The organism is Pseudotamlana agarivorans (assembly GCF_018860245.1).
GTDB classification, from domain to species: domain Bacteria; phylum Bacteroidota; class Bacteroidia; order Flavobacteriales; family Flavobacteriaceae; genus Pseudotamlana; species Pseudotamlana agarivorans_A.
Map to the genome: position 1 here is coordinate 531805 of NZ_JAHKPD010000018.1, position 25028 is coordinate 556832.

The 25028-nt window shown below is 33.9% G+C and carries 20 protein-coding genes and 1 other RNA gene; 9 read left to right on the forward strand and 12 right to left on the reverse strand.

The genetic code is table 11. The annotated features are described in order from the left end of the window. Positions 1–266 precede the first annotated feature (266 nt). The 6 genes from ribB to tpx form a co-directional block, all read right to left on the reverse strand. A complete protein-coding gene (ribB, locus tag KO493_RS13315; RefSeq protein WP_216068456.1) occupies positions 267–1430 on the reverse strand; it encodes a 3,4-dihydroxy-2-butanone-4-phosphate synthase in 1164 nt (387 codons plus the stop codon). A gap of 40 nt (positions 1431–1470) precedes the next feature. After that, on the reverse strand, positions 1471–3834 hold the full coding sequence (locus tag KO493_RS13320; RefSeq protein WP_216068457.1) for an LptF/LptG family permease: 2364 nt from the start codon (positions 3832–3834) through the stop codon (positions 1471–1473). 9 nt (positions 3835–3843) lie between these two features. Then, positions 3844–4479: a LolA family protein gene (locus tag KO493_RS13325; protein ID WP_216068458.1), complete on the reverse strand. Its 636-nt coding sequence runs from the start codon at positions 4477–4479 to the stop codon at positions 3844–3846. A gap of 10 nt (positions 4480–4489) precedes the next feature. Beyond that, complete coding sequence (locus KO493_RS13330; RefSeq protein ID WP_216068459.1) at positions 4490–6886, reverse strand: DNA translocase FtsK; 2397 nt, start codon at positions 6884–6886, stop codon at positions 4490–4492. A gap of 110 nt (positions 6887–6996) precedes the next feature. Continuing rightward, positions 6997–7365, reverse strand: a complete 369-nt coding sequence (locus tag KO493_RS13335) for a diacylglycerol kinase (RefSeq protein WP_216068460.1) — start codon at positions 7363–7365, stop codon at positions 6997–6999. A 1-nt stretch (position 7366) separates the two neighbouring features. Further along, positions 7367–7864, reverse strand: coding sequence for a thiol peroxidase (gene tpx / locus KO493_RS13340; RefSeq protein ID WP_216068461.1), 498 nt, complete (start codon positions 7862–7864; stop codon positions 7367–7369). A gap of 233 nt (positions 7865–8097) precedes the next feature. Here tpx and katG point away from each other — a divergent pair, with 233 nt between their 5' ends. Continuing rightward, positions 8098–10299 carry a catalase/peroxidase HPI gene (gene katG / locus KO493_RS13345; RefSeq protein ID WP_216068462.1) on the forward strand — a complete coding sequence of 734 codons (2202 nt, stop codon included), beginning with the start codon at positions 8098–8100 and terminating at the stop codon, positions 10297–10299. A gap of 79 nt (positions 10300–10378) precedes the next feature. Continuing rightward, positions 10379–10852, forward strand: a complete 474-nt coding sequence (locus tag KO493_RS13350) for an ankyrin repeat domain-containing protein (RefSeq protein WP_216068463.1) — start codon at positions 10379–10381, stop codon at positions 10850–10852. Between the two features lie 44 nt (positions 10853–10896). Here KO493_RS13350 and KO493_RS13355 read toward each other — a convergent pair whose 3' ends face one another. The 3 genes from KO493_RS13355 to KO493_RS13365 form a co-directional block, all read right to left on the reverse strand. Beyond that, entirely contained in the window at positions 10897–11916 is a 1020-nt protein-coding gene (locus KO493_RS13355; protein WP_216068464.1) for a cytochrome d ubiquinol oxidase subunit II, read from the reverse strand. A gap of 1 nt (position 11917) precedes the next feature. Beyond that, complete coding sequence (locus KO493_RS13360; protein ID WP_216068465.1) at positions 11918–13222, reverse strand: cytochrome ubiquinol oxidase subunit I; 1305 nt, start codon at positions 13220–13222, stop codon at positions 11918–11920. Positions 13223–13319: 97 nt separating this feature from the next. After that, the gene (locus KO493_RS13365; protein ID WP_216068466.1) at positions 13320–14354 is read right to left on the reverse strand and encodes a glutaminyl-peptide cyclotransferase; all 1035 of its coding nucleotides are present in this window, start codon (positions 14352–14354) and stop codon (positions 13320–13322) included. Positions 14355–14442: 88 nt separating this feature from the next. Here KO493_RS13365 and ffs point away from each other — a divergent pair. The 7 genes from ffs (at position 14443) to KO493_RS13400 (ending at position 19886) form a co-directional block, all read left to right on the forward strand. After that, positions 14443–14541, forward strand: an RNA gene (gene ffs / locus KO493_RS13370) — signal recognition particle sRNA small type. 314 nt (positions 14542–14855) lie between these two features. Then, positions 14856–15449 (forward strand): C40 family peptidase, encoded by a 594-nt coding sequence (locus tag KO493_RS13375; protein ID WP_216068467.1) that lies wholly within the window; start codon positions 14856–14858, stop codon positions 15447–15449. 24 nt (positions 15450–15473) lie between these two features. After that, complete coding sequence (locus tag KO493_RS13380; RefSeq protein ID WP_216068468.1) at positions 15474–16388, forward strand: hypothetical protein; 915 nt, start codon at positions 15474–15476, stop codon at positions 16386–16388. Positions 16389–16390: 2 nt separating this feature from the next. Beyond that, the gene (locus tag KO493_RS13385) at positions 16391–17269 is read left to right on the forward strand and encodes a TssN family type VI secretion system protein (protein WP_216068469.1); all 879 of its coding nucleotides are present in this window, start codon (positions 16391–16393) and stop codon (positions 17267–17269) included. 29 nt (positions 17270–17298) lie between these two features. Then, positions 17299–17691, forward strand: coding sequence for a type VI secretion system tube protein TssD (tssD, locus tag KO493_RS13390; RefSeq protein WP_216068470.1), 393 nt, complete (start codon positions 17299–17301; stop codon positions 17689–17691). A 75-nt stretch (positions 17692–17766) separates the two neighbouring features. Beyond that, entirely contained in the window at positions 17767–18849 is a 1083-nt protein-coding gene (locus KO493_RS13395; RefSeq protein WP_216068471.1) for a hypothetical protein, read from the forward strand. A gap of 620 nt (positions 18850–19469) precedes the next feature. Then, positions 19470–19886, forward strand: a complete 417-nt coding sequence (locus KO493_RS13400) for a hypothetical protein (protein WP_216068472.1) — start codon at positions 19470–19472, stop codon at positions 19884–19886. Between the two features lie 605 nt (positions 19887–20491). On the opposite strand, the gene KO493_RS13405 is transcribed toward KO493_RS13400, so the two are convergent. Genes KO493_RS13405 through KO493_RS13415 form a run of 3 tightly spaced genes read right to left on the reverse strand, consistent with a single transcriptional unit; the run spans position 20492 to position 24925 of the window. Beyond that, the gene (locus tag KO493_RS13405) at positions 20492–22150 is read right to left on the reverse strand and encodes an MBOAT family O-acyltransferase (protein WP_216068473.1); all 1659 of its coding nucleotides are present in this window, start codon (positions 22148–22150) and stop codon (positions 20492–20494) included. Continuing rightward, on the reverse strand, positions 22143–23435 hold the full coding sequence (locus tag KO493_RS13410; protein WP_216068474.1) for a GDSL-type esterase/lipase family protein: 1293 nt from the start codon (positions 23433–23435) through the stop codon (positions 22143–22145). The genes KO493_RS13405 and KO493_RS13410 overlap by 8 nt, the downstream gene beginning before the upstream one ends. Then, positions 23432–24925: a lipase gene (locus KO493_RS13415; RefSeq protein ID WP_216068475.1), complete on the reverse strand. Its 1494-nt coding sequence runs from the start codon at positions 24923–24925 to the stop codon at positions 23432–23434. The genes KO493_RS13410 and KO493_RS13415 overlap by 4 nt, the downstream gene beginning before the upstream one ends. Between the last annotated feature and the right edge of the window lie 103 nt (positions 24926–25028).

The following is a 25028-nucleotide window of genomic DNA, read 5'->3' on the forward strand; positions in this document are numbered from 1 at the left end:
TAATATCGCATATAATTTGTTTCTTTTTCACCTATATTTCAATATAAAATAAAACCGTAGCATTGGGCTATGCTTGAATTTTCTATTTTATCTGAATAAAAAATAATTCAAATTAAAAATATGGCATTACACCGTTTAATTGGTATAATTTAAAAATAGGATATTAAGTAACATCGCGAACGCGTTGTTTGTATAAAAAAAGGTCTATAAAACTTAGTTTTATAGACCTCTAATTTATGATTGCGGTTATATCGTACTTCTATTATTTAATACCCTACAGAATCTACTATTTCTAACCCATATCCAATAAGACCAACACGTTTACTGCGTTGTTCTGAATTTGAAATTAAACGAAGTTTATGAATGTTTAAATCGTGTAAAATTTGAGCCCCAATACCAAAATCGCGATTATCCATTTTAATTTTAGGTGCTTTTGTGATGTTTTCTTGAGCTTGATTATCTTTTAAAAATGATAATCGTTTAAGTATATCCATGGATTGTGCTTCTTGATTTATAAAAAGAATGGCACCTTTTCCTTCGTCGTTGATTACCTTAAACATGGCGTTTAAGTCGTCATCAGCTTTATTGGTTAGTGTTCCTAAAATATCATTATTAACAAGGGTAGAATTGATTCTTGTTAGAACAGGCTCGTCGGCTTTCCATATGCCTTTGGTTAAGGCAATATGCACTTGATTATTTGTAGTTTGCTTGTAAGCTCTTAGTCTAAAACTTCCAAAACGGGTTTCTAATTGAAAATCTTCTTTTTTCTCAATTAAAGAGTCATGCTGCATGCGGTATGCTACTAAATCTTCAATAGAAACGATTTTGATATCATGTTTTTTAGCGACTTCCATAAGTTGAGGTAGTCGTGCCATGGTACCGTCTTCATTCATAATTTCAACAATAACACCAGCGGGTTTTAATCCTGCTAACCTTGCAAAATCTATAGCGGCTTCAGTATGTCCTGTTCGTCTTAAAACACCACCTTCTTTAGCAACTAAGGGAAAGATATGCCCAGGTCGTGCTAAATCAAATGGTTTCGTATCCTCATCAACAAGCGCCTTAACCGTTAAGGCTCTATCTGCTGCCGAAATTCCTGTTGTAACACCTTTTCCTTTTAAATCTACAGAAACCGTAAAAGCAGTCTCCATATGATCTGTATTATTACGTACCATCATGTGTAAGTCCAAATCCTTGCAACGATTTTCTGTTAAGGGTGCACAAATTAATCCGCGACCTTGAGTAGCCATAAAATTGATGATTTCTGGTGTGATCTTTTCAGCGGCAGCTAAAAAATCCCCTTCATTTTCTCTGTTGGCATCGTCCACAACAATAATGACTTTTCCATGTCTAATATCTTCTATTGCAGAATGAATGGAATTGAGTTCGAATTTTGGAGTTGTATCTTGTGTCATAGGTTCTAATATCATGTTGCAAAGATATTGCTTATTTTACTGATTATAAATAATTCTACTTTAAGTATCTATTTAATCGATTTTTTAAAATTATAAACAAAATTGGGTAGGCCGGAGTGCCTATTATGGCAAGCACCAAGTCTACCTTGTTTAATTTTAAATCATTTTGTTTATAGAAATGTACGAAGTTGATAACCGATTTAATAAAATATATAATAAATAGGATAAATAAAATAATACTAAGTTGGATTGACGAAGCGGCTAAATCGGGTTGTTTATTATTTTTCAAAATAAAATATGAAATCAATAAAACTACAGAAATACTATATAAAATTAAGGCAAATTTAGAATGCTCCATATAATCTTTTATAATACCTCTAATTTTAGTAGATATAACAGGATCTTGTTTTTTAACTTCTATTAACGGGGTGTTAATTTCATCTTCATCTAAATCCTTTTTTAGCATTTTGTTTTGAATGATGTACACGACAAAAAATAGGGGTAAACCTATTAATACATATAAAATTGAATTTGCAATAGTTTGCTTTTTTACATGTTTTTTAAAATTAGAAAAACTAATAAATGATCGTGTAAAGGCTATGACATATATAACACCGATAATCACTCCTACGGTAAATAATATTTTCCCTGAATCTTCATACTTGTTGTTTTCCAGTATTTTACCAATAAGAATTAAAGGCGCGCATATTATGTATAGTATTAGAGCTAATTTGGAATCTTCTACACAACTATTTTTAAGTCGTATGGTTTCCTCAAAGCGATCATCAGAATATTCACCAGAAAATTTAAGTTGTTGTTTTGTAACCCCTCTAGAGTCTAAGATCGCTAAAGCACTGTTTTTGTACTTTATATCGTAATTGTAGAGTTTGTAATTTTTAATGATATCCATGAGCTTCGCATTATCATATGATAATAACGTGGCATGTTCTTCTGCGTTAATATCGAAAGTAGTAAGGTCTTTTTCAAAAGGTGCAATCTTAATACCGAATAATTTTTTAAGTGGTTCTAAAATACCTTGGCTCTCAAAGAGGCCTCTGTCGGCCGTAGCTCTTTTTGTTAAAAAGATGCCTAATGGTAACATAATAAGCGTAGAAAACCAACTAGCAAGAATGGGGTGAAAACCGCCACTTTTTGCACTATTTGTTGAAAATATACCAATAAAGTGGTAGCTTAAAAACAATAAAATAGCGATAACCATAGGCAAACCAATACCACCTTTACGAATTAAAGCACCTAAAGGAGCACCAACAAAAAACAGAATAACACAAGCAAAACCTAATGCGAATTTTTCATGTAAAGAAATGATATGTTTATTAAGCCAGGTTTCAGAGTTTTTAAGCGTTTTTTCCTTTGTTGTTAATATTTGTTGGGCACTAATTAAGGCGTTTGTCGTAATTTCTACAAGTTGCACTTTGCTTTTAGTATCATAAATATCTAAAACCTCACCAGAATAATAAATTGAATCTTTTGGAGTGGCTATTGTTCGTGCATGGTACCTTAAAAAACCAGTACGTTGATATAGGTTTTTTGAAAAAGCTTGATAATCGGTTTCACTCTTTTTTACTAAAGAATCTATGGCTTTATTTAATCCAGGAACATCGAGCATGTTGTATTTATCGGTTTGTGATTTTTCATCAAAATCAACATTATTAAGTTGCGATAAATCGATATTCATTAGTTTTTTGTCAAAATCACTTTTAACAAAGGGTTTTTTTAATCGTGCTTTATGAGTTTTTGGTTGTACGTCATTATAATAGTGCCCATCAGTTAGTATGAGTGTGAGAACATTAGAGTCTTCCTTGCTGGTAAGTTCACCAAGCTTGGCTTTTATAACTGTAGCATTGGTTCTGCCATCTTTTCCTTTTATGTGGATAGTAACATTATCTAGAAATTGATCGCGTTCACCATGTTTTTTATCAAACTTAATAGTGTAATCCCCCATTTCATTAAACTGGCCTTCTGCTAAAAGCATAGCGGGTTTAAGTTTGGCAATATTACGTCTTAAATTATAGGAGTTGTATTCTGCCCAAGGAATAACATTGTTAGAAAAGAAAAAAGTAACAATACCCAAAGCCACTATAAATATACTTAAACCCGACATCGCCCGTTGCAATGAAATACCGGTAGATTTCATTGCTGCGAATTCATAGTTTTCTGCAAAACTACCAAAAACCATGATGGATGCTAGAAGGATTGTAAGTGGCAGCACCAGTGGTATTAGCTTAGGCATAAAGTAAAATAAGAACTTTACAATTACCATTATATCTAAATCCTTTCCTGCTAACTCTTTGATATATAGCCAGATGGTTTGTAAAACAAAAATCATCATGAGTATTAGGAATACACTGATGAAAGTTTTGAGATAAGTTGTTAGTATGTAGCGGTCAAGTATTTTCACGAGCTGAACTTAGTCGAGATTATTGATATAATAATCTTCATATTTTGTTGCGTCAAAGGTAAATACGTTTTTTGATAATTGTTCATTGGTATGAAATGAATTCACCGTAAGCGTCGTTTTTGTACCGTTGTTTCCAGTTTGAATTAAATTATAAATGTGTTTTGTTTGCTCATCAATACCTAAAAGAATGTTTTTGATTTCAGAATTTGAATCAATAGGTGTTAATTTTACGTATTGAATTTTTCTACCATTAATATCTTGTTTGATATCGAGTTTGTAAGTATAGCCATCCTCATAAAATGAAAGCATTTTACTAGGTGTAATAGCGTCTTTGTCATTTTCAACATTTGAAGAAATAGTGACTTCTTCATCTTCAGTGCTAATACTATAAAGTTTATTTCCATCAAAAAGCTGAGTGACACCTAGAATATTTAGACGGTATTTTTCACCTTGTAATATCACATCACCTTTAGTTTCTTGTTTTATATGTTCTGAAAGGTTTTCTAATGTGTATTTAAAATCAAGGGATATATTATCATAGTTTTTTATTTTTTTTGACACTTGGTTTAATAAATTTTCTGCATTATTTTGACTAATAGCAGTGAAGGAAAGTGCAATTAATAAAATGGTAATGAAATTTTTCATAGTATAAAATTTATATTTCGTTTTCTAAGTGTTGATCTAAAGCAATTAAATCGGTAATTAAAACTTGTCGGGCTTTACTGCCTTCAAAGGGGCCTACAATACCAGCAGCTTCAAGTTGATCGATAATTCTTCCTGCTCTATTGTATCCTAATTTTAATTTTCGCTGTAAAAGTGATGCAGAGCCTTGTTGTGCCGTAACAATAACAATAGCTGCATCTTTAAAGAGCTTGTCTCTGTCGGAGATGTCTATATCAAGACTTGTGCCGCTTTCCTCCCCAACATATTCAGGTAAAAGATAGGCGTCTGGGTAGGCTTTTTGTGAGCCAATAAATTCTGTAATTTTTTCAACCTCGGGGGTGTCAACGAAAGCACATTGTACACGAATTAAATCATTTCCTTGGGTGTAAAGCATATCACCACGACCAATAAGTTGATCGGCTCCAGAACCATCTAAAATGGTACGGGAATCAATTTTGGAAGTTACCCTAAAGGCAATACGTGCGGGAAAGTTTGCTTTTATAATACCGGTAATAACGTTCACCGACGGTCGTTGTGTTGCAATAATTAAGTGAATACCAATAGCACGTGCTAACTGGGCTAAACGGGCAATTGGGGTTTCTACTTCTTTTCCAGCAGTCATTATTAAATCGGCAAATTCATCAACAACCAAAACGATATAAGGTAAAAATTGATGCCCATCGTTAGGGTTTAATTTCCTGGCCTTAAACTTCACGTTATATTCAGCTATATTTCTACATAAGGCGTTTTTAAGGAGTTCATAACGATTGTCCATTTCAATACATAATGAGTTTAATGTATTGATTACTTTCGTGTTATCGGTAATAATAGCGTCTTCACTATCTGGAAGTTTAGCTAAATAATGACGTTCAATTTTATTAAATAAAGTTAATTCTACCTTTTTTGGGTCTACAAGTACGAATTTAACTTCAGCAGGGTGTTTTTTGTAAAGTAATGAGGTTAAAACGGCATTTAAACCTACCGATTTACCTTGTCCAGTGGCACCTGCCATAAGCATATGAGGCATTTTAGCTAAATCGACCACGAAGGTTTCATTACTAATCGTTTTACCCAAGGCAATAGGGAGCTGCATTTCGGAACTTTGGAATTTTTTAGACGCAATAACCGAACGCATAGAAACAATTGTTGAGTCTTTGTTAGGGACCTCAATACCAATGGTTCCTTTACCAGGAATAGGTGCTATAATACGAATTCCTAGTGCAGAAAGTGATAACGCAATATCATCCTCTAAATTTTTAATTTTTGAAATACGTACACCTGCTTCTGGAACAATTTCATATAAAGTAACAGTAGGACCTATAGTTGCTTTAATACTGGAGATACCAATTTTATAATTGCTTAAAGTATCTACAATTCTATTTTTATTTTCTTCTAATTCTTCTTGATTTATTTTGATGCCTTCGGTATCATATTTTTTTAATAAATCTAAGGTAGGGAATTGGTATTTTCCAAGTTCTAAGGTGGGGTCAAATTGCCCAAAATCTTCAACAAGTTTATTGGCTAAATTATCAGATTCAGAAAGCTCTTCTTTGACTTCTTCAACCTTAATTTCTAGTTCAGACTCATCAACTTCGGGTTCATTATCTTCTTCTGGAGCAACATTAACTACTAAAGACGTAGGTTCTGTTTTTGGTTTAGCAGGTTCTTTAGCGGGAGAAGTTGTTTTAACTAATGAAATTTCATGAGCTTTTTTAATTTCTTCAGCTTCTTCCGTTAAATCATTATCTATAGGAACGATAACGTTATCATCATGTTTCAGCTCGGCTTTAAAATCCTTTTTGGCTGATTTAAAGACATCGGAAATACTCTCAAACGTCACCCTAAAACGGATTGCTAAATAGGTGATAAGAGCAAATACGAGCAGTAATATTGTACCTGTTTTACCTATATAATCTTGTAAGTAACTGTTAACTTCAAAACCAATGGTGCCGCCTAAAATATCATATTTGTTTCCGAAAAAACCTAGCAGCACGGATAAACAAATGATAATATACACACCCCAAAACCAATGTTTTCTTAATTTAGTTAGACTCAAATTCATGAGAACAAACACCCCAGATAGAAATACTAAGCCTGAGAAAATAAAGGAAGCTAAGCCAAAACCACGCTGAATAAGTAAATCACTTAACCAAGCTCCAAATTTACTTAACCAATTTTCTGTTGGAACCTCACGAGTTGTGAATTCAGTTAAGGCACTTTGATCGATTTTACCAGTAAATAGGTGGGATATAAAAGCAATACATATTAATAAGCCACTAATGATAAGAAAGCTACCTAAAACCAGTTTTTGCTGGCTAGACAACTTAAAACTGGGCATTTTAAATTTTTTTCTAGGTGCTTTTTTAGGTTTGGGTTTACTTTTAGCCATTAATGAGTTGTTGATTCAAATTGAAATACTAAATAAATACTGCATTAAAATGTTTTAATAAAGCAGCAAAAATACAAATTACAAACGTTTATCCTAAAGGTAAAAGTATTTTAAAAAATCTTTGGAAGATAGATAATAAAACCAACAATACAAGAAAAAACAGAGGCTATAAAAACAGCCCCTGCCGCAATATCTTTAATTAAACCAATTTTAGTATGGTGTTCGGGATGAATAAAATTTGCTATTTCTTCTATGGCGGTATTCATACCTTCCATACTCATGACTAAACCAATGGCAATGGTTTGTGCCAGCCATTCGTAAGTCGAAATATCAAAAATAAATCCTGCAATAGATAAAATTATAGCGATGATAAATTGAACTTTTATGCTCGATTCGGTTTTTATTAATAAAAACGCGCCTTTAAAGGCATAACCAATGCTTTTTATTCTATTTACTAAAAATGACTCTTTTTTTTGCATTTTAAAGCGCTTCTATAGCTGCTTTGTAATTTGGTTCATCAACGGTTTCGCTAACTTGTTCTGTATGTTTTATAACGCCATTTTCATCTAAAACAACAATACAACGAGAGTTTAAAGCTTCTAATGGGCCATCGATGAAATTTAAATTATATGCTTTTCCGAAACTACCATCTTTATAGTCAGATAAGCTTATTACGTTCTCCAAACCTTCGGCACCGCAAAAACGACCTAAAGCAAATGGTAAATCGCGAGAAATACAAAGCACTTTAGTGTTTTCAAGATTGCTAACTTCTTTGTTAAATGTACGTACAGATTTTGCACAAGTACCTGTATCAACACTTGGGAATATGTTTAAAACAACTTTACTTCCTGCAAAATCACTTAAACTTTTAGTCGATAAATCTGTTCCTGTTAAAGTGAAATCAGGTGCTTTTTCACCAACTTTTGGTAAGTCTCCTGAAGTGTGTATTTGGTTTCCTTTTAATGTAATTGTGGCCATTATATTAATTTTTAAATTATCCGATAAAAATAGTAATTATAAACTATTATGAAGAAAATGAATGGGTATTAATTTTAAAGTTAAAATCACAGTATTCAATATATCTATTGTATTCCTGTTTACTATTAGTTTCTTCTATTCTTTTATAAATTATTAACATTTGCTTGGGATTTTTACTATCGGTATATTTAGTAGTTTTGTAGTAATCTCGAATTTTTAAATCATATATTATAATGGAAAGTTATCAAAATTCATCAGGAAAAAGTGAAAGTAAATGCCCGTTTTTTGGAGGCGAGCAAAAGGTAACAGCAGGTAGCGGTACAAGAAATCGCGACTGGTGGCCCAATGAATTAAAATTAAACATACTTCGACAAAATACAGTAAAATCGAACCCAATGGGTGAAGATTTTAACTACGCTGAAGCCTTTAATAGTATCGATTTTAAAAATTTAAAAAATGAAGTCATGGAGTTGTTAACGCACTCTCAAGATTGGTGGCCCGCTGATTATGGTCATTATGGGCCATTTATGATTAGAATGGCATGGCATAGTGCTGGGACTTATCGTGTTGGTGATGGTCGAGGCGGTGCTTCAACGGGAAATCAGCGTTTTGCACCCTTAAACAGTTGGCCCGATAACGGGAATTTAGATAAAGCCCGACTGTTGTTATGGCCAGTGAAGAAAAAATATGGTAAACATGTCTCTTGGGCAGATTTACTAATTCTCGCAGGCAATTGTGCTTTAGAGTCAATGGGTTTTGAAACTTTTGGCTTTGCAGGAGGTCGTGAAGATATTTGGGAACCAGAACAAGATATTTATTGGGGGTCTGAGCGAGAATGGTTAGGCAACCAAGAACGTTATAAAAATGAAGAATTAGAAGGGCAATTAGGGGCGGCTCATATGGGGTTAATTTATGTAAACCCTGAAGGGCCAAATGGAAAGCCAGATCCGCATGGTTCAGCGATCGATATCAAAGAAACTTTTGGTAGAATGGCTATGAATGATGAAGAAACCGTGGCGCTAATTGCAGGCGGACATACTTTCGGTAAAGCACATGGTGCCGCTAATCCAGATGAATATTTAAGTGCCGAACCAGCAGGTGCCACTATAGAAGAGATGAGTACAGGTTGGAAAAACAGTTTTGGAACCGGAGTTTTAGATGATGCTATTACCAGTGGTATCGAAGGTGCTTGGACGCCTAACCCAACACAATGGGATCATGATTATTTTGATGTTTTATTAAATTATGATTGGGAGTTAACCCAAAGTCCAGCAGGAGCACATCAATGGCAGCCTACTGAGGCTTCTCAAGCAAGAATGGCCCCAAGAGCGGGTGATTCATCAAAAAAGCAATCGCTGATGATGACCACTGCCGACATGGCACTTAAATTAGATCCTACGTATTTAGAAATTTCTAAACGTTTTCATAAGGATCATAAAGCATTTGAAGAGGTGTTTGCACGTGCTTGGTATAAATTAACGCATCGTGATATGGGGCCCGTGTCGCGCTATTTGGGACCTGAAGTACCAAAAGAAGAGTTACTGTGGCAAGATCCAATTCCGGCTGTTAATTACACCTTAAGCAAGGCAGATGTCGTTAGTTTGAAAAATTTAATTTCCAATTCAGGGTTGAGTATTTCACAATTGGTACGTACAGCGTGGGCTTCAGCTTCAACTTATAGAGGTTCGGATATGCGTGGTGGAGCTAATGGTGGTCGTATTAGGCTAGCGCCTCAAAAAGATTGGGAAGTTAATAACCCTAAGGAATTAGCTAAGGTTTTAGAGGTTTATGGGGATATTCAAAAAAATTATAAAGGATCAGTTTCTATTGCAGATTTAATTGTTTTAGGCGGTTCTTTAGGTGTTGAAGAAGCAGCTAAAAATGCAGGTTATATTGTAGAGGTGCCTTTTTCGGGAGGACGAGGAGATGCTTCTCAAGAGCAAACAGATGTTGATTCTTTTAGTTATTTGGAGCCTCAAGCCGATGGTTTTAGAAATTATCTGAAGCCTGGTTTGTCTGTGTCTTCTGAAGACCTATTAGTCGATAAAGCAAACTTGTTAACGTTAACTGTCCCAGAAATGACTGTTTTAGTTGGAGGTTTGCGTGTTTTGGGTGCTAACTATGATGGTTCTAAACATGGCGTTTTTACAGAAAAGGTAGGGCATTTAACAAATGATTTCTTTTCTAATATATTAGATTTTAGATACACTTGGAAAGCGTCTTCAGATGATGATGCCTTGTTCTCTGGTAGTGAAAGAAAAACTGGGATGGCTACTTTTACTGGAACTCGTGCAGACTTAATTTTTGGTTCGAATACTGAATTAAGAGCCATTGCTGAAGTTTATGGTGCAGATGATGCGCATGAAAAATTTGTAAACGATTTTGTTGCGGCTTGGGTAAAAGTGATGAATTTGGATCGTTTCGATTTAAAATAAAGATTAAAAAAAAAGATATATACTAATTGGGATAAGCGTTAAATTGCTTGTCCCAATTTTATTTAATTAAAGACGTAATATGGATAATAAAGATACTTTTTTTAGTAAAATTCAGTCAGGTGATTACGTTGGTGTGATGGCCTTGTTAAAAACACAACCTGAATTGGTGAATATTACTGACTCCCGGGGATTTACACCACTCATTTTGGCTTCATATTTCGATAAGAATGAAATTGCTAAAACTTTAATAGACTACAAAGCTTTAATTGAAGCTAGAGATGCCATGGGGAATACTGCATTAATTGGTGTGGCCTTTAAAGGGAACCAGGTTGTAGCAAAGTACTTATTGAAAAAAGGTGCAGACATTAATGCGAAAAATGACCAAGGCGTAACGCCTTTAATTTTTGCTTCAATGTATGATAAGCAGGATATGGTGAAGTTTCTATTGGCTCAAGGCGCTGATAAAAGCCTAACAGACTTAGAGGGGAAAACTGCGATTCAACACGCGGAATTAAAAGGATTTAATGATTTAGTGTCCTTATTGAAATCTTAATCTAATAAAATGGTTTTTTTATAGTTTGTGTCCTGTTGTTATAATTAATCATCTAAAACTTTAATCATTTTAAAAGATTTTAGAAGATGAAATAACCCTGGAAGAATAACGGCACCACCAATGATTAGGGATATAGCTAGTACATTAATAACTTTTTCGGGAGATGCGGTTTCTATAAGGTTAATTTCTGTATTGTAACCAATAATTAAAACAGGGAAATGTGTAACAAATGCGGCCGTTAAAATCAAAGTTACCTGTACACCCGCTAAGGCTCTTGTGGCAACTTTTTTAGCTTTTTTAATACTTTGCACAAGTGGAAATATCAAAATGAATGATAAAATGACAAACCCTAAGGTTAATGGTGTTTTTATAAAATCGGTAACAAAGGTTAATTCATGATAAAAACCATAACAAATCACTATAAATCCAATACCTACAACGGCTGCGGTAGCTTTTTCAGCTTTAGTAACGTATACATGTCGGTCGTTAGCATGCGATTCTCCAATTAATAGTATAGATGCTAAAAAGGCACATAAAGCGGCAAAAAACACACCTACTAGTATTGAAAAGCCGTTGAACCAAGGTTGTATAAAAAGTTCAACAAAATTATAGTCTTGATAATTTTCGGTAATAATTAGTTGTCCGGAAAGCATAGAGCCTGCAGTCATACCTAAAAAAATAGGCGTGATTAAACTAGAAAAGCGAAACATCCAGTCGTATAATATTTGCGACTTATCTTTAAAAGCGTCATAATGTCTAAATACAAATGCCACTCCGCGCATGGTAATGCCTAATAAAACCAGGGTTAAGGGGATGTGTAAATAAATAACTAATACATTATAGAATTTGGGGAATCCTACCCATAGAATAACGACCAAAATAATAATCCAAATATGGTTGGCCTCCCAAACAGGACCCATAACACGATACAAGGTTTTTTTGGTAAGTTGTTGACTCTTTTTTGTAGAAAAGAGTTCTACGATGCCAGCACCAAAATCTGCTCCAGCTAAAATAACATAGAGTAATAGGGAAACCATTAAAAAAAATAAGACAATATTTAGCATTTTATTTCAGGTATGGATGGTTAAGTGATTTTATTTGACGCATCATAAGCCAAGTAACGGCAATAGTTAGTATAGAATATAGCCCCATGTACATGTAAAAACTATAAACCATTCCAGGCATTGGAGTTACAGCATCTTTAGTTCTCATGATGTTATGAATTATCCATGGTTGTCTACCAACTTCAGTCACAATCCAACCGGCTTCTAAGGCGATAAATCCCATAGGAGCTAAAAGTGTAAACAATAACCAGAATTTACGATTTTGCCACCATGATACTTTTCGTAAGCTAATAAAAAAGACTAAGCCAAAGAGTAGGAGTAGTGTGCCTATACCAACCATCACTTGAAAAGCGTAGTGAACGATAGCCACATTTGGTTGCACATCTTTAGGGAAGTCGTTTAGCCCTTTTACTTCAGCATCAAAATCGCCAAAGGCTAAAAAAGATAAAGCCTTAGGGATTTCAATCTTATGAGTTACTTCTCGTGTTTCAGTATTTACTATACCACCAATAAGTAGCGGAGCTCCTTTTTTTGTTTCATAATGAGCTTCCATGGCAGCGAGCTTAACGGGTTGTCTTTCAGCAATGTCTTTAGCCGATAAATCGCCACTTAAAGGTTGTAAAATAGCTGCAATAGCACCAAAAGTAATGGCTATTTTGAAGGCTTTTTTATGCAAATCAATATGACGTCTTTTGTATATCTGATAGGCATGAACACCCGCAACGGCAAATCCTGTTGCAGTAAAGGCAGCTAAAGTCATGTGTAAGGCTTGTGTAAACCAAGCAGGATTAAGCAATGCTTTTATGGGGTCTATATTTACAAATTCACCATTTATATAATCGAAACCTGAAGGGGCATTCATCCAGCCATTGGCTGAGACTACTAGAATACCGGAAGCGACACCGGAAACACCAACGATAACCCCTGTAAACCAATGAAATTTTTCAGGGATTTTATCCCAACCATATAAATAAAACCCCAAAGCTAAGGCTTCAACGAAAAATGCGGCACCTTCTAAAGAAAAGGGCATCCCAATAATTGGTCCTGCGTGTTTCATGAATTCGGGCCATAAGAGTCCGAGTTCAAAAGACAAAGCTGTCCCAGATACGGCACCAACTACAAAGAAAATAGCAACCCCTTTTTGCCACGATTTTGTAAGCTTAAGGTAGACAGGGTCTTTAGTGTTTAACCATTTTTTGTGGGCTACAATCATAAAAAAAGGCATGACCATACCAACACAAGCGAATACGATGTGAAAAATTAGGGTAAATGCCATTTGCAGTCTTGCGGCATCTAAATTATCCATAAAAGTGGGTTTAGTTTGTTAGACAAATATACTTGATATCGCTTTCTAAACCTTATTTTTTTATTCCTTAATGACAGAAAAAAACCAAAAATTTGACTTATTCTTTTACAATTTCTATTTCAAATATTTTATCCCAACGTTTTCCAGTTACAAAAATGGTTTTAGTTTTAGAGTTATAGGCAATACCATTTAAAACATCTAAACCCTCATGTTGGGTCACTAAGTTTTTAAGAGGCGTAAAGTCTACAACGGCAATAACAGCCCCGTTTTCTGGGTTAATTATAGCCACACCATCTTTTTGATAGCGGTTTGCATAGATATGTCCTTCAATCCATTCCATTTCGTTAATACCAACAATTTTACCTTTATTCGTGTATACTTGGATGTGATCTCCTTCGGAAAGATTTACCGGGTCGAGAATCCAAATGTTTTCGGTACCATCACTTTTAAAAATAGTGTTATCAACATGACAAAGTCCCCAACCTTCTTTGCTTTTTCCGTATTTAAAAGAACTTATTTTTTTAAAACTATTTACATCGTAAACAAAGCCTGTGCCTTTTTGCCAGGTCAGTTGATAAATTTTGTCGTTCAAAATAGTAAGTCCTTCACCAAAATAAGCATCATCTAAATTGATATTATTTAATATTTCACCAGTTTTATAATCGACTTTTCTAAGTTTAGATTCTTTGTATTGTCCTGTGCTTTCGTATAAAGTGTCGTTATAAAATTCTAAACCTTGGGTATAAGCTGTGATGTCGTGCGGATATTCATTAATAATTTTGAAAGTGTAAACCTTTGGTAATTCACTGTTCAATATGGTGATTGCCGATAATGCTGTTTGCTTTTCACCGTCAAAATAAATGGTAGCTTCGATAGCGTGTTTACCTAATTTATGATTTTCTAGATTGATACTATTTGATATAGAAACACCGTCTAATGTATAGGAAACAGAATCGATGGTATGCATTTTTTTGTTTTCTATATCAAGATTTAGTGTTTTATTATTAGAAATATTACCTTTTGAAGCGTTAGTTAGTATAGTGAAATCACTTTTTTTATGATTTCCATTAGATCCGCAAGATAGAATAACGGTACTTAAAAATGTGATTGTGAACAGTTTGAATAAAGTCATTTTCGTAGAATTATTTAGGGCAAGATATTTATTTAAAATCAGTTTAAAAAATCATTGTGAAAGTTTTAAAAGGTTGTATATTTGCACCTGGCAAGTCCTACACAACCAGCTCCTGTTGAATCCTCCAGGTCGGGAACGAAGCAAAGGTAAATGGTCGTAGCGGTGTGATGTAGGTAGCTTGCCTTTTTTTGTACCCAAAACTGAAATCTTGAAAAGCACATGAGCTTCAAGATTTTTTTGTTTTTATCCAATAATTTTTTCCAAAGACTTTCAAAGTTTAAGTCATATTCGATCGATTTTGTATTGCTAATGGCGCTTTCTTCAATGTAGACATACTACTATGTCTTAAATTCACAGTGTTTAATAATATTTTTACTACAAAATTAAGTTCTATTCATCTAAATAATGTAAATTTGGCGTTTTTACGTACGATTTATCTTTTTACTTAAGTAGGTTAATATTTACTTTTGTTCTTGTAAATCGTCATTTATATTAAATTAAATGAAGATAAATTTTTATAAGCAAGTACTTATTTTTTTTATAGCCTTTACGCTAATATATTGTAAAGGGTCTCAAGTCACAACCAACAATGATGATATTGTCGTGTCTTATGATACTATCATTCCGAAAAAAGAATTTTTACCTGTACAATTAGAATATGCTAATTTACTTCATACAAAACCGGACTCCATACAGAACATTAAGTTATACACCTTTATTAATGATTGGATGGATACTAAGTATTTGTTGGGAGGAGAAACCAAAGATGGGATTGATTGCTCGTCTTTCTCCCAATTGCTTTATATAGAAGTTTATGATAAATACATAGAACGCACTGCTCACAAACAATTTGAATCCGATTACATAAATAAGTTTCGAGGTAAGGAATTTTTGGAAGAAGGTGACTTGCTATTTTTTCATCGAGAAGGGGAGCAGGTTATCTCACATGTTGGAGTGTATTTGGCAAATAATAAATTTATAAATGCGACTTCTTACAAAGGTACAACTGGTGTTAGTGGCGTTAAAATTTGTGATATCACCAATCCATTTTGGGAAAAACGTTATGTAGCTGGTGGTAAAAGAAATGATTTGTAAACCTGTTATTTGAATGCAACTTAAATGAACAACGAACTTCAAGCTATATACGATGAGTTGTCTCAAGTTTTTCACAATTTAAGAGCCGAAGTTTTTGTTACCGAAATTGAAAGGAAAACTGCAGTGCAAGCAGATGATATTGTTACCTCATTCCAGAGCACATTTAATCGATGCTACAGTAGGGATATCACGGATATGGAACTCGTATCGCATAAAAAAAATGAGGCGTGTTTACAATTAAATTTAGCTCGTAATGGTATATATGATTTGCTTCCAGAAGGTGTTTTTCATAAAGCGAACCCAATTGGTAATTCAGGAACTTTTACCTCTAACAGGAGGCAGCAAATAAAAGAAGAGGAGGATGCTAGGCTTTTATTTTCACCAATTGAAAATGAATTGTTTAGGCAGCGGGTAGATATTGAGAAAAAAGAAAAGTCTATTGTTCGAGAGTTTAAGAGTTTGGATGATGATTTTTTAATGGATTTTTGGAAAATTGACAAAGCCATACCTAAAATATTCGCAGCAAAACTGATAAGACTTTTGCCTTTTGCGCATCAAATATCTGGAAATTTAGAGCTCACTTTTTTGAGTTTAAAAAAAATAATAGATGTTGAAGTAGGTTACAAAAAAACATTTGAAACTCATGAAGTAAAAGTTGAAAATAATTCTGAAAATAGATTAGGCGTCAATTTTATTACAGAGCAAGAAACCTTAAGAATACAACAACCCGTATTGTATGTAACCATTAAGCCAAATAAAAAGAGTGAAGTGGATCAATTTATAGGAAAAAACGGATTGCTAGATTTTATAACCATATTTTATAAATTTTTTATCCCTATGGAATATCATATTAAGACAGAAATTGAAGTGAATAAAGAAGGTGAATTTATCCTAGATAAAGAAATTGGTGCTTATTTGGGAATGTCTACTAGAGTTTAATTATGATGAATACAATGATGGCAAGTTTATTAAATGGCGATGTTTTTAAATTAAGTATCATTCTTGTTTTACTAAGTTCAATCCTCATGGCGGTAGTAAAAAAGGTGAGAAATGTATTTACTAAGAATAAATTAAAAGCAATTGTTTATGCGGTTGTTTTGGCTATTCTATTTGGTTTAACTGGATTATTGGCCTACCATAAAATTTTAGATGATTCACCTACAAATAGCTATTTGGCTATAGAACTCATTTTATTGTTTATAGGTATCGCTCATATTTTTGCCATGCGAACATATTTTAAAGAACTTACAGAAACTAAAGTTGAGTTTATTGGCGAGTTTGTATTAACGCTTGTTTTCTTAGGCATTGCCTTATTAGCTTTTGTACAAGTGATTAGTCGCTTTAAAGAAGGTTTTGTGTTGGTTTATCTTAGTGCAGGTTTTGCTTTTTTAATACCATTACTGGTTTTAAAAACTTATGAATATGCGGTTTCTATTCCTGTAGAAATTTATAAAAAGTGGTTTTACCCCATAAATCAAGATATTAAAGATCCAACTAGTAATGAATTGAGCAATCCGCTTGTTATAAGTTTGGAGTTTAAAAAGAAATTTGGAGATAAGGAGAGGAGTCGTTTTAAAGTTAAAGCGCCAGAACATATGGAGTTTGGAAAGCTCTTTTATTTTTTCGTTGATGATTATAATGCTTTACACCCCGAACATAAAATTGAAATCACAGATTTAAAAGGAGGTGCTTCAGGTTGGGTTTTTTATTTTAAACCACATTGGTGGAAAGGACTTCGTCATATAGACGCTAACAAAACCATTGAATGGAATGGTATCAGAGAAGAGAATAATATTATCGTACAACGTGTAGAAGCTTAATCCTAAGCCAATTTTAATACTTATAATTTATGTCATTTTTATCAAAATTAACCATCGAAAGCGATGAAATAAATGTACTAGACTGTGCATTTGAATTTTCTCAAGGAGCAGATTATAATGGTCGTCCAGCTGAAAACCCGCGTGGCGGACAAATAAAACTACTTGTAGAATCCACTTCTAAAACCGATTTCATGGACTGGGCGATTTCTCCAGATATGGTTAAAAATGGTGTGATTACTTTTTATAAACGGGAAACCATGGCCAGCCTTAAAAAGATTGAATTCAAAAATGCTTACTGTTTGCTTTACCATGAACATTTTAATGCGCATGATGCAGAACCTATGCAAACCCAATTGGTTATTTCAGCGAATGAAATTACTATAAAAGGGACAACTTTTAGTAATAAGTGGCCAACAACTTAAGATGATGTCGTCTTGAGTTATTGTCGTTTAAATATGGTCTCGATAATTTAAAATAATAGATTTTGTTTTTGCTTTATGGTAAATGAAAAATTAATAAAACTTAAAGAATTAGTACAGAATGAAGCAGATCTTGCTTTGGAATTTAGTTTGAGAGCTAACAAGAATGATTTTAGCCGTACAGGCATGGGTAAGCACCTCGAATTTCTTTTGAATTCTAGAAGTCATGAAATTGATTCTCTTCTAAATGAAATAGCAAAAGAGCAATTAAAGGAACAAAAAGAAACCCCTGAACCACCAGATTTCACGGAATATATTAGATATTCAAGTAGCCTAATATCACATAAGGAAGTTTTTGTTGGTGATAAATGGGTGCTAGTTCCTAATGATGCTTGTGTCGATTTCAAAATGACTTCTTTAAGTAGACAACGCGCATTTTCGGTAACTATTAGTCATGGAAGTAACTATGCAACATTTACTTCTACAGAGCGTTTAAAATCATATCAAGAAAAGAAAAAAATAATACAAGGAAATGATATTTCTATACAGCTAGAAGATGATTATATCAGTAAAGAAGAACACGATTGGATGCTTCTAGCTTCTCAAGCATATGGTACTACAAAGAAGAATATAGGAGGGTTGGGAGATGTCACCGAACTTTATAATAGAATTCCAAAAGAATTTAAACGAAGTTACGCGTATAAAATATCTAAGGTTACCAAAAAAGTGGGGAAACCAGCGAAAGCAGGTAAAATATTTCATGGGGCAGAGAGAATGGTGGGAAAATTAGGAAAAGTTGCAAAAGTAGGCCCATATTTGTCAGCTGGAACTATTGTATATGAAATTAGTGATGCCTTTATAAATGATACAGCTGTTATGCCACATACTTATGTTGATGGGGTGCTTCTTGTTGTTAGTGTTATCGCAACTGTTTACAGTGCGCCAGCGGTGGTGGTAGGTATTGCAATTTATGGATTATTAGATTACACTTTTAATATAAGTGAAAGTTTGGATGAAAATTTTATGAAAAAGGATAATACCTGGAATGATAAACAAATTCAATGTTTTCCTAAAAAAAATGAACCGATTTTTAATGAAGTTAAACGAGATAATACCTATGTCGAAACTAAATTTAAATTACCATCAAATTACATAAATTAATGACAAAAACTATATTTAAACCATTACTATTGTCGTTTTATTGTACTTCAAAGTGGCTCGTGAATAGAAAAACGCCTCAAAATATTATACCATCAACAATATTGACTTTCTCTTTTCCTTTTACCTTTATGGCCACAGGAATATTTTGTCTATTTGTATTAGAATTAATACTGAATATCGTAAAAAACCCTATAGTGTGTGTTGTAGGCGTGTTATTATTTATAAGTCCGTTTTATTATTTTTCCCGGAAAATTGCTAAAAATGGTATTGATAAATGGAGCATTGAAAAGGAGTATAAATTTTTAACTAAAAATGAGCGAATAAATAAAATAGTAACTGCTTTTATCTTTTTTTGGGGTGCGTTTATAGTTCAATTTTGGTTAGCAAATATAGCTTTAAGTTCGAGCTAGTTTTAATAATGAGTTATCGGTTAGATTTTATTCATAACTGATTATCCGTAATGTGACATAATTGTTATCGTCAACCTGAACTTGTTTCAGGTTCTCATCACGATATATTAATTATCAGCTTTATTAGATTCCGAAATAAATTCGGAATGACGTAAATACAATATTAAGGTTACAAAACGGATATACAAAATTCATAAACTTAAAAATTAAATGTTTAAACTTTTATTTAAAAACTTGTTGTTAGCTGATTATTCTGTGTCTAAATGGTTGGTAAACAAAAAAATGCCAGAAAGAATATTACCATCAACCTTGCATTTTTTTGCAACGCCTTTTACTTTTATAATTGGAGCACTATACTTTGTTGTTATTGGCTCAATAAAGTATAGATTTGAATCATATTTACCTATTTTAATTGGCTTAGTGGTAGTTATGCTACCATTTCAGTTATTTATAGAAAAAAAAGCGAAAAGAGCCATTTACCAGTGGCAAATTGAAAAGGAATATAAAACACTTACAAAGAACCAGCGTTGGAATAAAAATACTTTTGGCTTTATCTTTTTTTGGAGTGCTTTCGGGGTTTCATTTTATTTAATAGTAAAATTTGTGGGAGGATATTTAGTACAATAATGATTTTTAAAAAACTATTTAAGAATTTACTTTTAGCAAATTATAGTTTCGCAAAACGGTGGGTCAATAAGAAAATGCCTGAAAGAATTATTCCAGCAACGCTTCATCTTTTTACAACGCCTTTTAGCTTTATAATGGCTGGCATATATTGTTGGCTATTAGGGTCAATGGAATATAAATTCACATCCTTCTTACCGACCTTCATTGGTTTAGGAATAATCATGTTACCATTTCAGTTTTTTGTAGAAAAAAAGCGAAAAAAGCAATTAATCAATGGCAAATAGAAAAGGCATATAGTACACTTTCGAAAAATGAACGTTGGAATAAAAATACACTTGCTTTTATCTTTTTTTGAATGGGATTTGGAGTGTTTTTATTTCTTGGAGCAAAATTTATGGGTGGGTATTTGGTAAAATAACTTAAGTGTTAAGGCATAAAGCTCGCGCAAGGGATAGTAGAGGAAAGCCCACACGGAAGTATGACCGCGGACTTGCAACGGATAGCCCGACCCCTAAGGGTTGCGCCCAAATGATGCTACTTAAAATAAAAGCCAAAATATTTGAAATGTTGATATTTCTATAAACTGCTAATCCCGTTGTGTCCTACTAAAACTGAAAGTAAATAAAAGGTTGGAAATCGGTTGAAAAGGCTTGATAACAAATAATGCCCACTACCACCGAGGCGGCAGCTTTCAAGTAAATTGGGCTGTTGGCATATAGGTTTTCAATTTGTGTTTTGGTTGTATTTGGTAACCAATGCGTGATGTAACCAATGCCCATAACTATGAAAACGGCTTTGTAATTCACTAAAATGTCCCAGGCATAATGCATATCCATATGGTAGGCTACTTGATTGTACCATTTTGCGATATGTTCCATACTTTCACCTCTAAAATAGATACGTGTAAAGGTTATAAAAATAAGAGTTACTAGGATTTTCCACCACCTTGCAACCCAGTGGTTGTATTTTTCGTACGGACTTATTTTTCGCCAGAACTTGTAAACCACGATACCTAGTCCGTTTAGTCCACCCCAAATCACAAATTTCCATGAAGCGCCGTGCCACAAGCCTCCAATTAGCATGGTAAGCATGAGGTTAATGTTGGTGTTGATGTAGTTTTCTACTTTTTTATTGTATTGAGCGGCGATAAAAATAACCAAACACACCCCTAAGGTTGTGAATACCACTATTAAATTTTGATAAGCATACAAAACCCCTAAAATGATAATAGATAGGATGATATAAGAACCAATAGAGCCTTTTCGGTTTCCGCCTAAAGGGATGTATAAATAATCGCGAAGCCAAGTAGATAATGAGATGTGCCAACGTCTCCAGAAATCACCTGTGTTGATTGCTTTATAGGGCGAGTTGAAGTTTACGGGGAGTTTGAAACCCATGAGTAACGCGAGCCCGATAGCAATATCGGTATACCCTGAAAAATCACCGTAAATCTGTAGGGTGTACCCAAACATGGCCATGACATTGGCAAAGCCTGAAAACATTTCTGGTGAATCAAAAACGCGATCTAAGAAATGCATGGCTATAAAATCGGCAAAAATCATTTTCTTAATAAGCCCTTTTAAAATCATGAAAGACCCTTTGTCGAAATCAGCTTTTGTTAAAACAGTTGGTGCTGTAATTTGAGGCACAAAATTTTCGGCACGTACAATAGGTCCGGCAACGAGCTGCGGAAAGAAACTCACGTAAAATCCGAAATCGAGAATGGAATCTAAAGGTTTTAGTTTTCTTCTGAATATATCAACGCTATAACTGATGGTTTGGAAGGTGTAAAATGAAATACCTACAGGAAGTATGATTTTATCGACAGTAAAATAATTTTGATCGTTGAAGCTGTTTCCCCATTCGGCAAGTAAATTTACCACTTGATAATCGGTTTGAAAAAGCATGTTTAAGGAGTCGGTAAAAAAATAGGCATACTTAAAATAACAGAGTACTGTAAGATTTACAATAACGCTTAGGGTGACTAAGGCGTAGCGTTTTTTATTGTTTTCGCTTTTGTAAATGTTACGTCCGATAAAGAAATCGACGATGGTACTAAATATTAAAATACCAATAAATAAACCACTGGTTTTGTAATAGAAGAATAATGAAATAAGAAATAAGTAGGCATTTCTTTGTTTTATCTTCTTATAAAACAAGCCAAATAGCGTGTAAGCTACTGCGAAGAAAATCCAAAAATTTACTTGTGTAAAAATTAAAGGGAAATCTTCTGAGAATGTGAAAATGTCGTATAACCTATTCATCTAGATGTTTAAAGTAATTTAATAATTCGAATGCGTCTCTACCTGTGGACGCTGCCCATGCATTTACAAAAGCATTTAGCATTAAATCGCCTTTAACGCTATAGCCAAATAGGGTAAAATGAACACGGTCTTTAGGCATGAGCTCGTGTTTGTACCATTTTTGAGACGCACCTAAACCTCCCATAATTTCAAAAAAATCCCAAACTGCCATGTTGTACTCTTGAGCAATTTCTAATATAATTTGTTGTTGTGTGATCGTATTGGGGTTTGGTTTTCTACGTCTGTAATAGCTATCGTTAGGCACCGTAAGGAGTATGGCGCAATTGGGGTTTTTACGCTGAATCATATTTATAAATGACTTGTAATAATATCTAAAATCTTCAGCGTTAAAGTCCGCTTCTGGTACATAAGCATCGTTGGTTCCTATGGAGATTATAAATAAATCAGGATTGTAGAGGTCAAATTGGCGTTCAAAATAAACACTGCGATCAAAGCGTTTAAAACTAGCACCATTAACGCCAATAGAGGTGTATTCTATACCAGGGTTATTATTTGAAAACTCCAAGCCCATCATGGCGAATTCAGGATTTACTGCTGTCGTATCTTTTAGTTGAAGGCCTATTTCTAGACTATCTATTGTTCTGTTGAAACGAAACTCGCGATACATTTTATTATAATTGATCGTATCCGATTGCACTAAGGTACTGTCTAATATATTTAATGCGTAATCGTCTTTCCAAGTATTGTAAAATACACGCAGTTTGTTGAAGTTATAACGTACTTTATTATAGTTTTTATAATTAGCTTTTATAGAAAGCGTGTCTGAAACATCTTGAAATGCCGCTGTTATTCCAGATAAACCCCAAGCAATACTATCTCTAGTTAGGGCGCACCGGTAACCTTTCCATTTGTCTTTGGTGTTGCTAGTGACTCTGTAATTTAAAGGGTTGTTAGTATGTGCTAAATGGTAAGGAAACACAAAACCACGTTGTCCTGTAGCATCTGGTGCCATATTTTGAAAATAGGTTCTAAGCTTATTGGTATAAAAATCGGCTTGAATATGGGAGCCACCAATATGCATGATGTGAAGATTAAGTTTTTCACCAGAATAAATGCGGTCTAGTTTTGTAAATAACCTCTGGAAAGTAGGCGATTTATCTGCGTATTTAAGCGTATTGGCTTCAAAGTTTATAAGATGCCCTAGGGTAGGTTTAATGCTGTCCAAAACATAATGTTGGGCATAAAAAGAAGTTGTGAAAAGCAGGGACAGTATTAAAGACTTCATTTGTTATCCGTTAGGTCTAAGTAGAGCGATAGGAAAAGAATTTCAGAAATTATTTTTGTTCCAGAAGGAGAAAAATGCGTGTAATCGTTACCTGCTAGTCTTTGGTCTACCCAATATGGCATAGAGTTTTTACCGCCCATAGCATCGAAAATACTCCAATAAGCCACATCGTTTTCGGTCATAACCTCACTTAAGCATTCATTTAGATAGGGCAGCAGGGGATAGGTAACCATTTTGCCGTTTTCGGAAGTTGACATATCACTAGGGCCAATAAATAGAATATTAGCATCTTTTGTTTTTCGTTTTACCCATTTTACATGGTTTTTCATATAACCAGCGTATTGTTTTACGTGCAGAGAATCTTCAAAATGAGGGACCGCATTTCCTCCGTATTGAAAAATAACCAATTTAGGATCTAAAGCCTGGTACATTTGATTGAAGGTCGTACTATTACTGCCAGCAAAAACAGTTCCTGAAGCGCCTCGCATCGCGACGTTATCTAGATTTATACCACTATCGCCATCTAATGTTAGTCCGTAAAAATCTGGGCTAATTTTACTTTCCAATTCAATTTTTAATGCACTGGGTGTTTCAGAAAGATTGATACTATACTTATGGTAATTACCATCGTTTATAAGTTCGTCTGACTGGATAAGGTCACCGTTATTAAAAACGTTTATAGTTGTTGGTGTTACCGAATTGCCGTAATGCAATCCTATTTTCGTGAATGTTTTTAAACGTCTATAAGATTGTGAAGGTTTAGTGATATAGATAGTTCCTTTTTCAATTTGTAGTGTATCCAATAAGACCTCGTTAATACTATCATAGACAGGAGTAAATCGAGACATCGAGGTGTAAGCCCCATATTTTTTATGCTCAAAGCGTTGGGTTCTTCTGTCGAAATAAGCATGACGTGTCCAGTTATCAGACGCTGCGACATCATTACTAATTTGATGGTAAACTTGTACTATGGGTACAAAACCGGGGCCATGGCCTCCGTATAATCCTTGTAATCTATTTCTAAGATATGCCGAAATGCGATCGCCTTCCAGTTGTGAGTCACCATAATGAATAATACGGCATTGACTTGCGTTCAAACTGCTTCTTAACTTCTCTAAATATTCAGATTTATTTTTAGGGTATTGAATACGTTGAACTTTAGAAGTATCTATTTTTCTAAAATCTGGAGGCGGTGGTAATTCTTCAATTTTAGCAATGTCATTTTCTATCGTTTCTATTTCTGTACTTTCAATAATATTTTCCACATTAGTTACAATACTATCTAAAACAGTAACTTGTGGCGCTTCAACTTTTTTAGTTTGAAGAAAAGATTCAGATTTAGGATATTTTATAGTAATATCACCTATAGAAAAACCTTCCTGAAAAGTACCATTAGGAAGCGGTTTAGATTCTGAAAAAAAAGTTATTCCTAAGAGGATTATTAAAACAATAATCAGGTATAAGGAAATTTTTAATGGTGTGTATTTCAAGTCTGGTTTGGTTAGTTGCTAATTAGGTAGCTAGATCAGGGCATAAAGATACATTTCTTGATTAAAACTATCAACGGCAAGTATGATAATCCGTGATTTTATT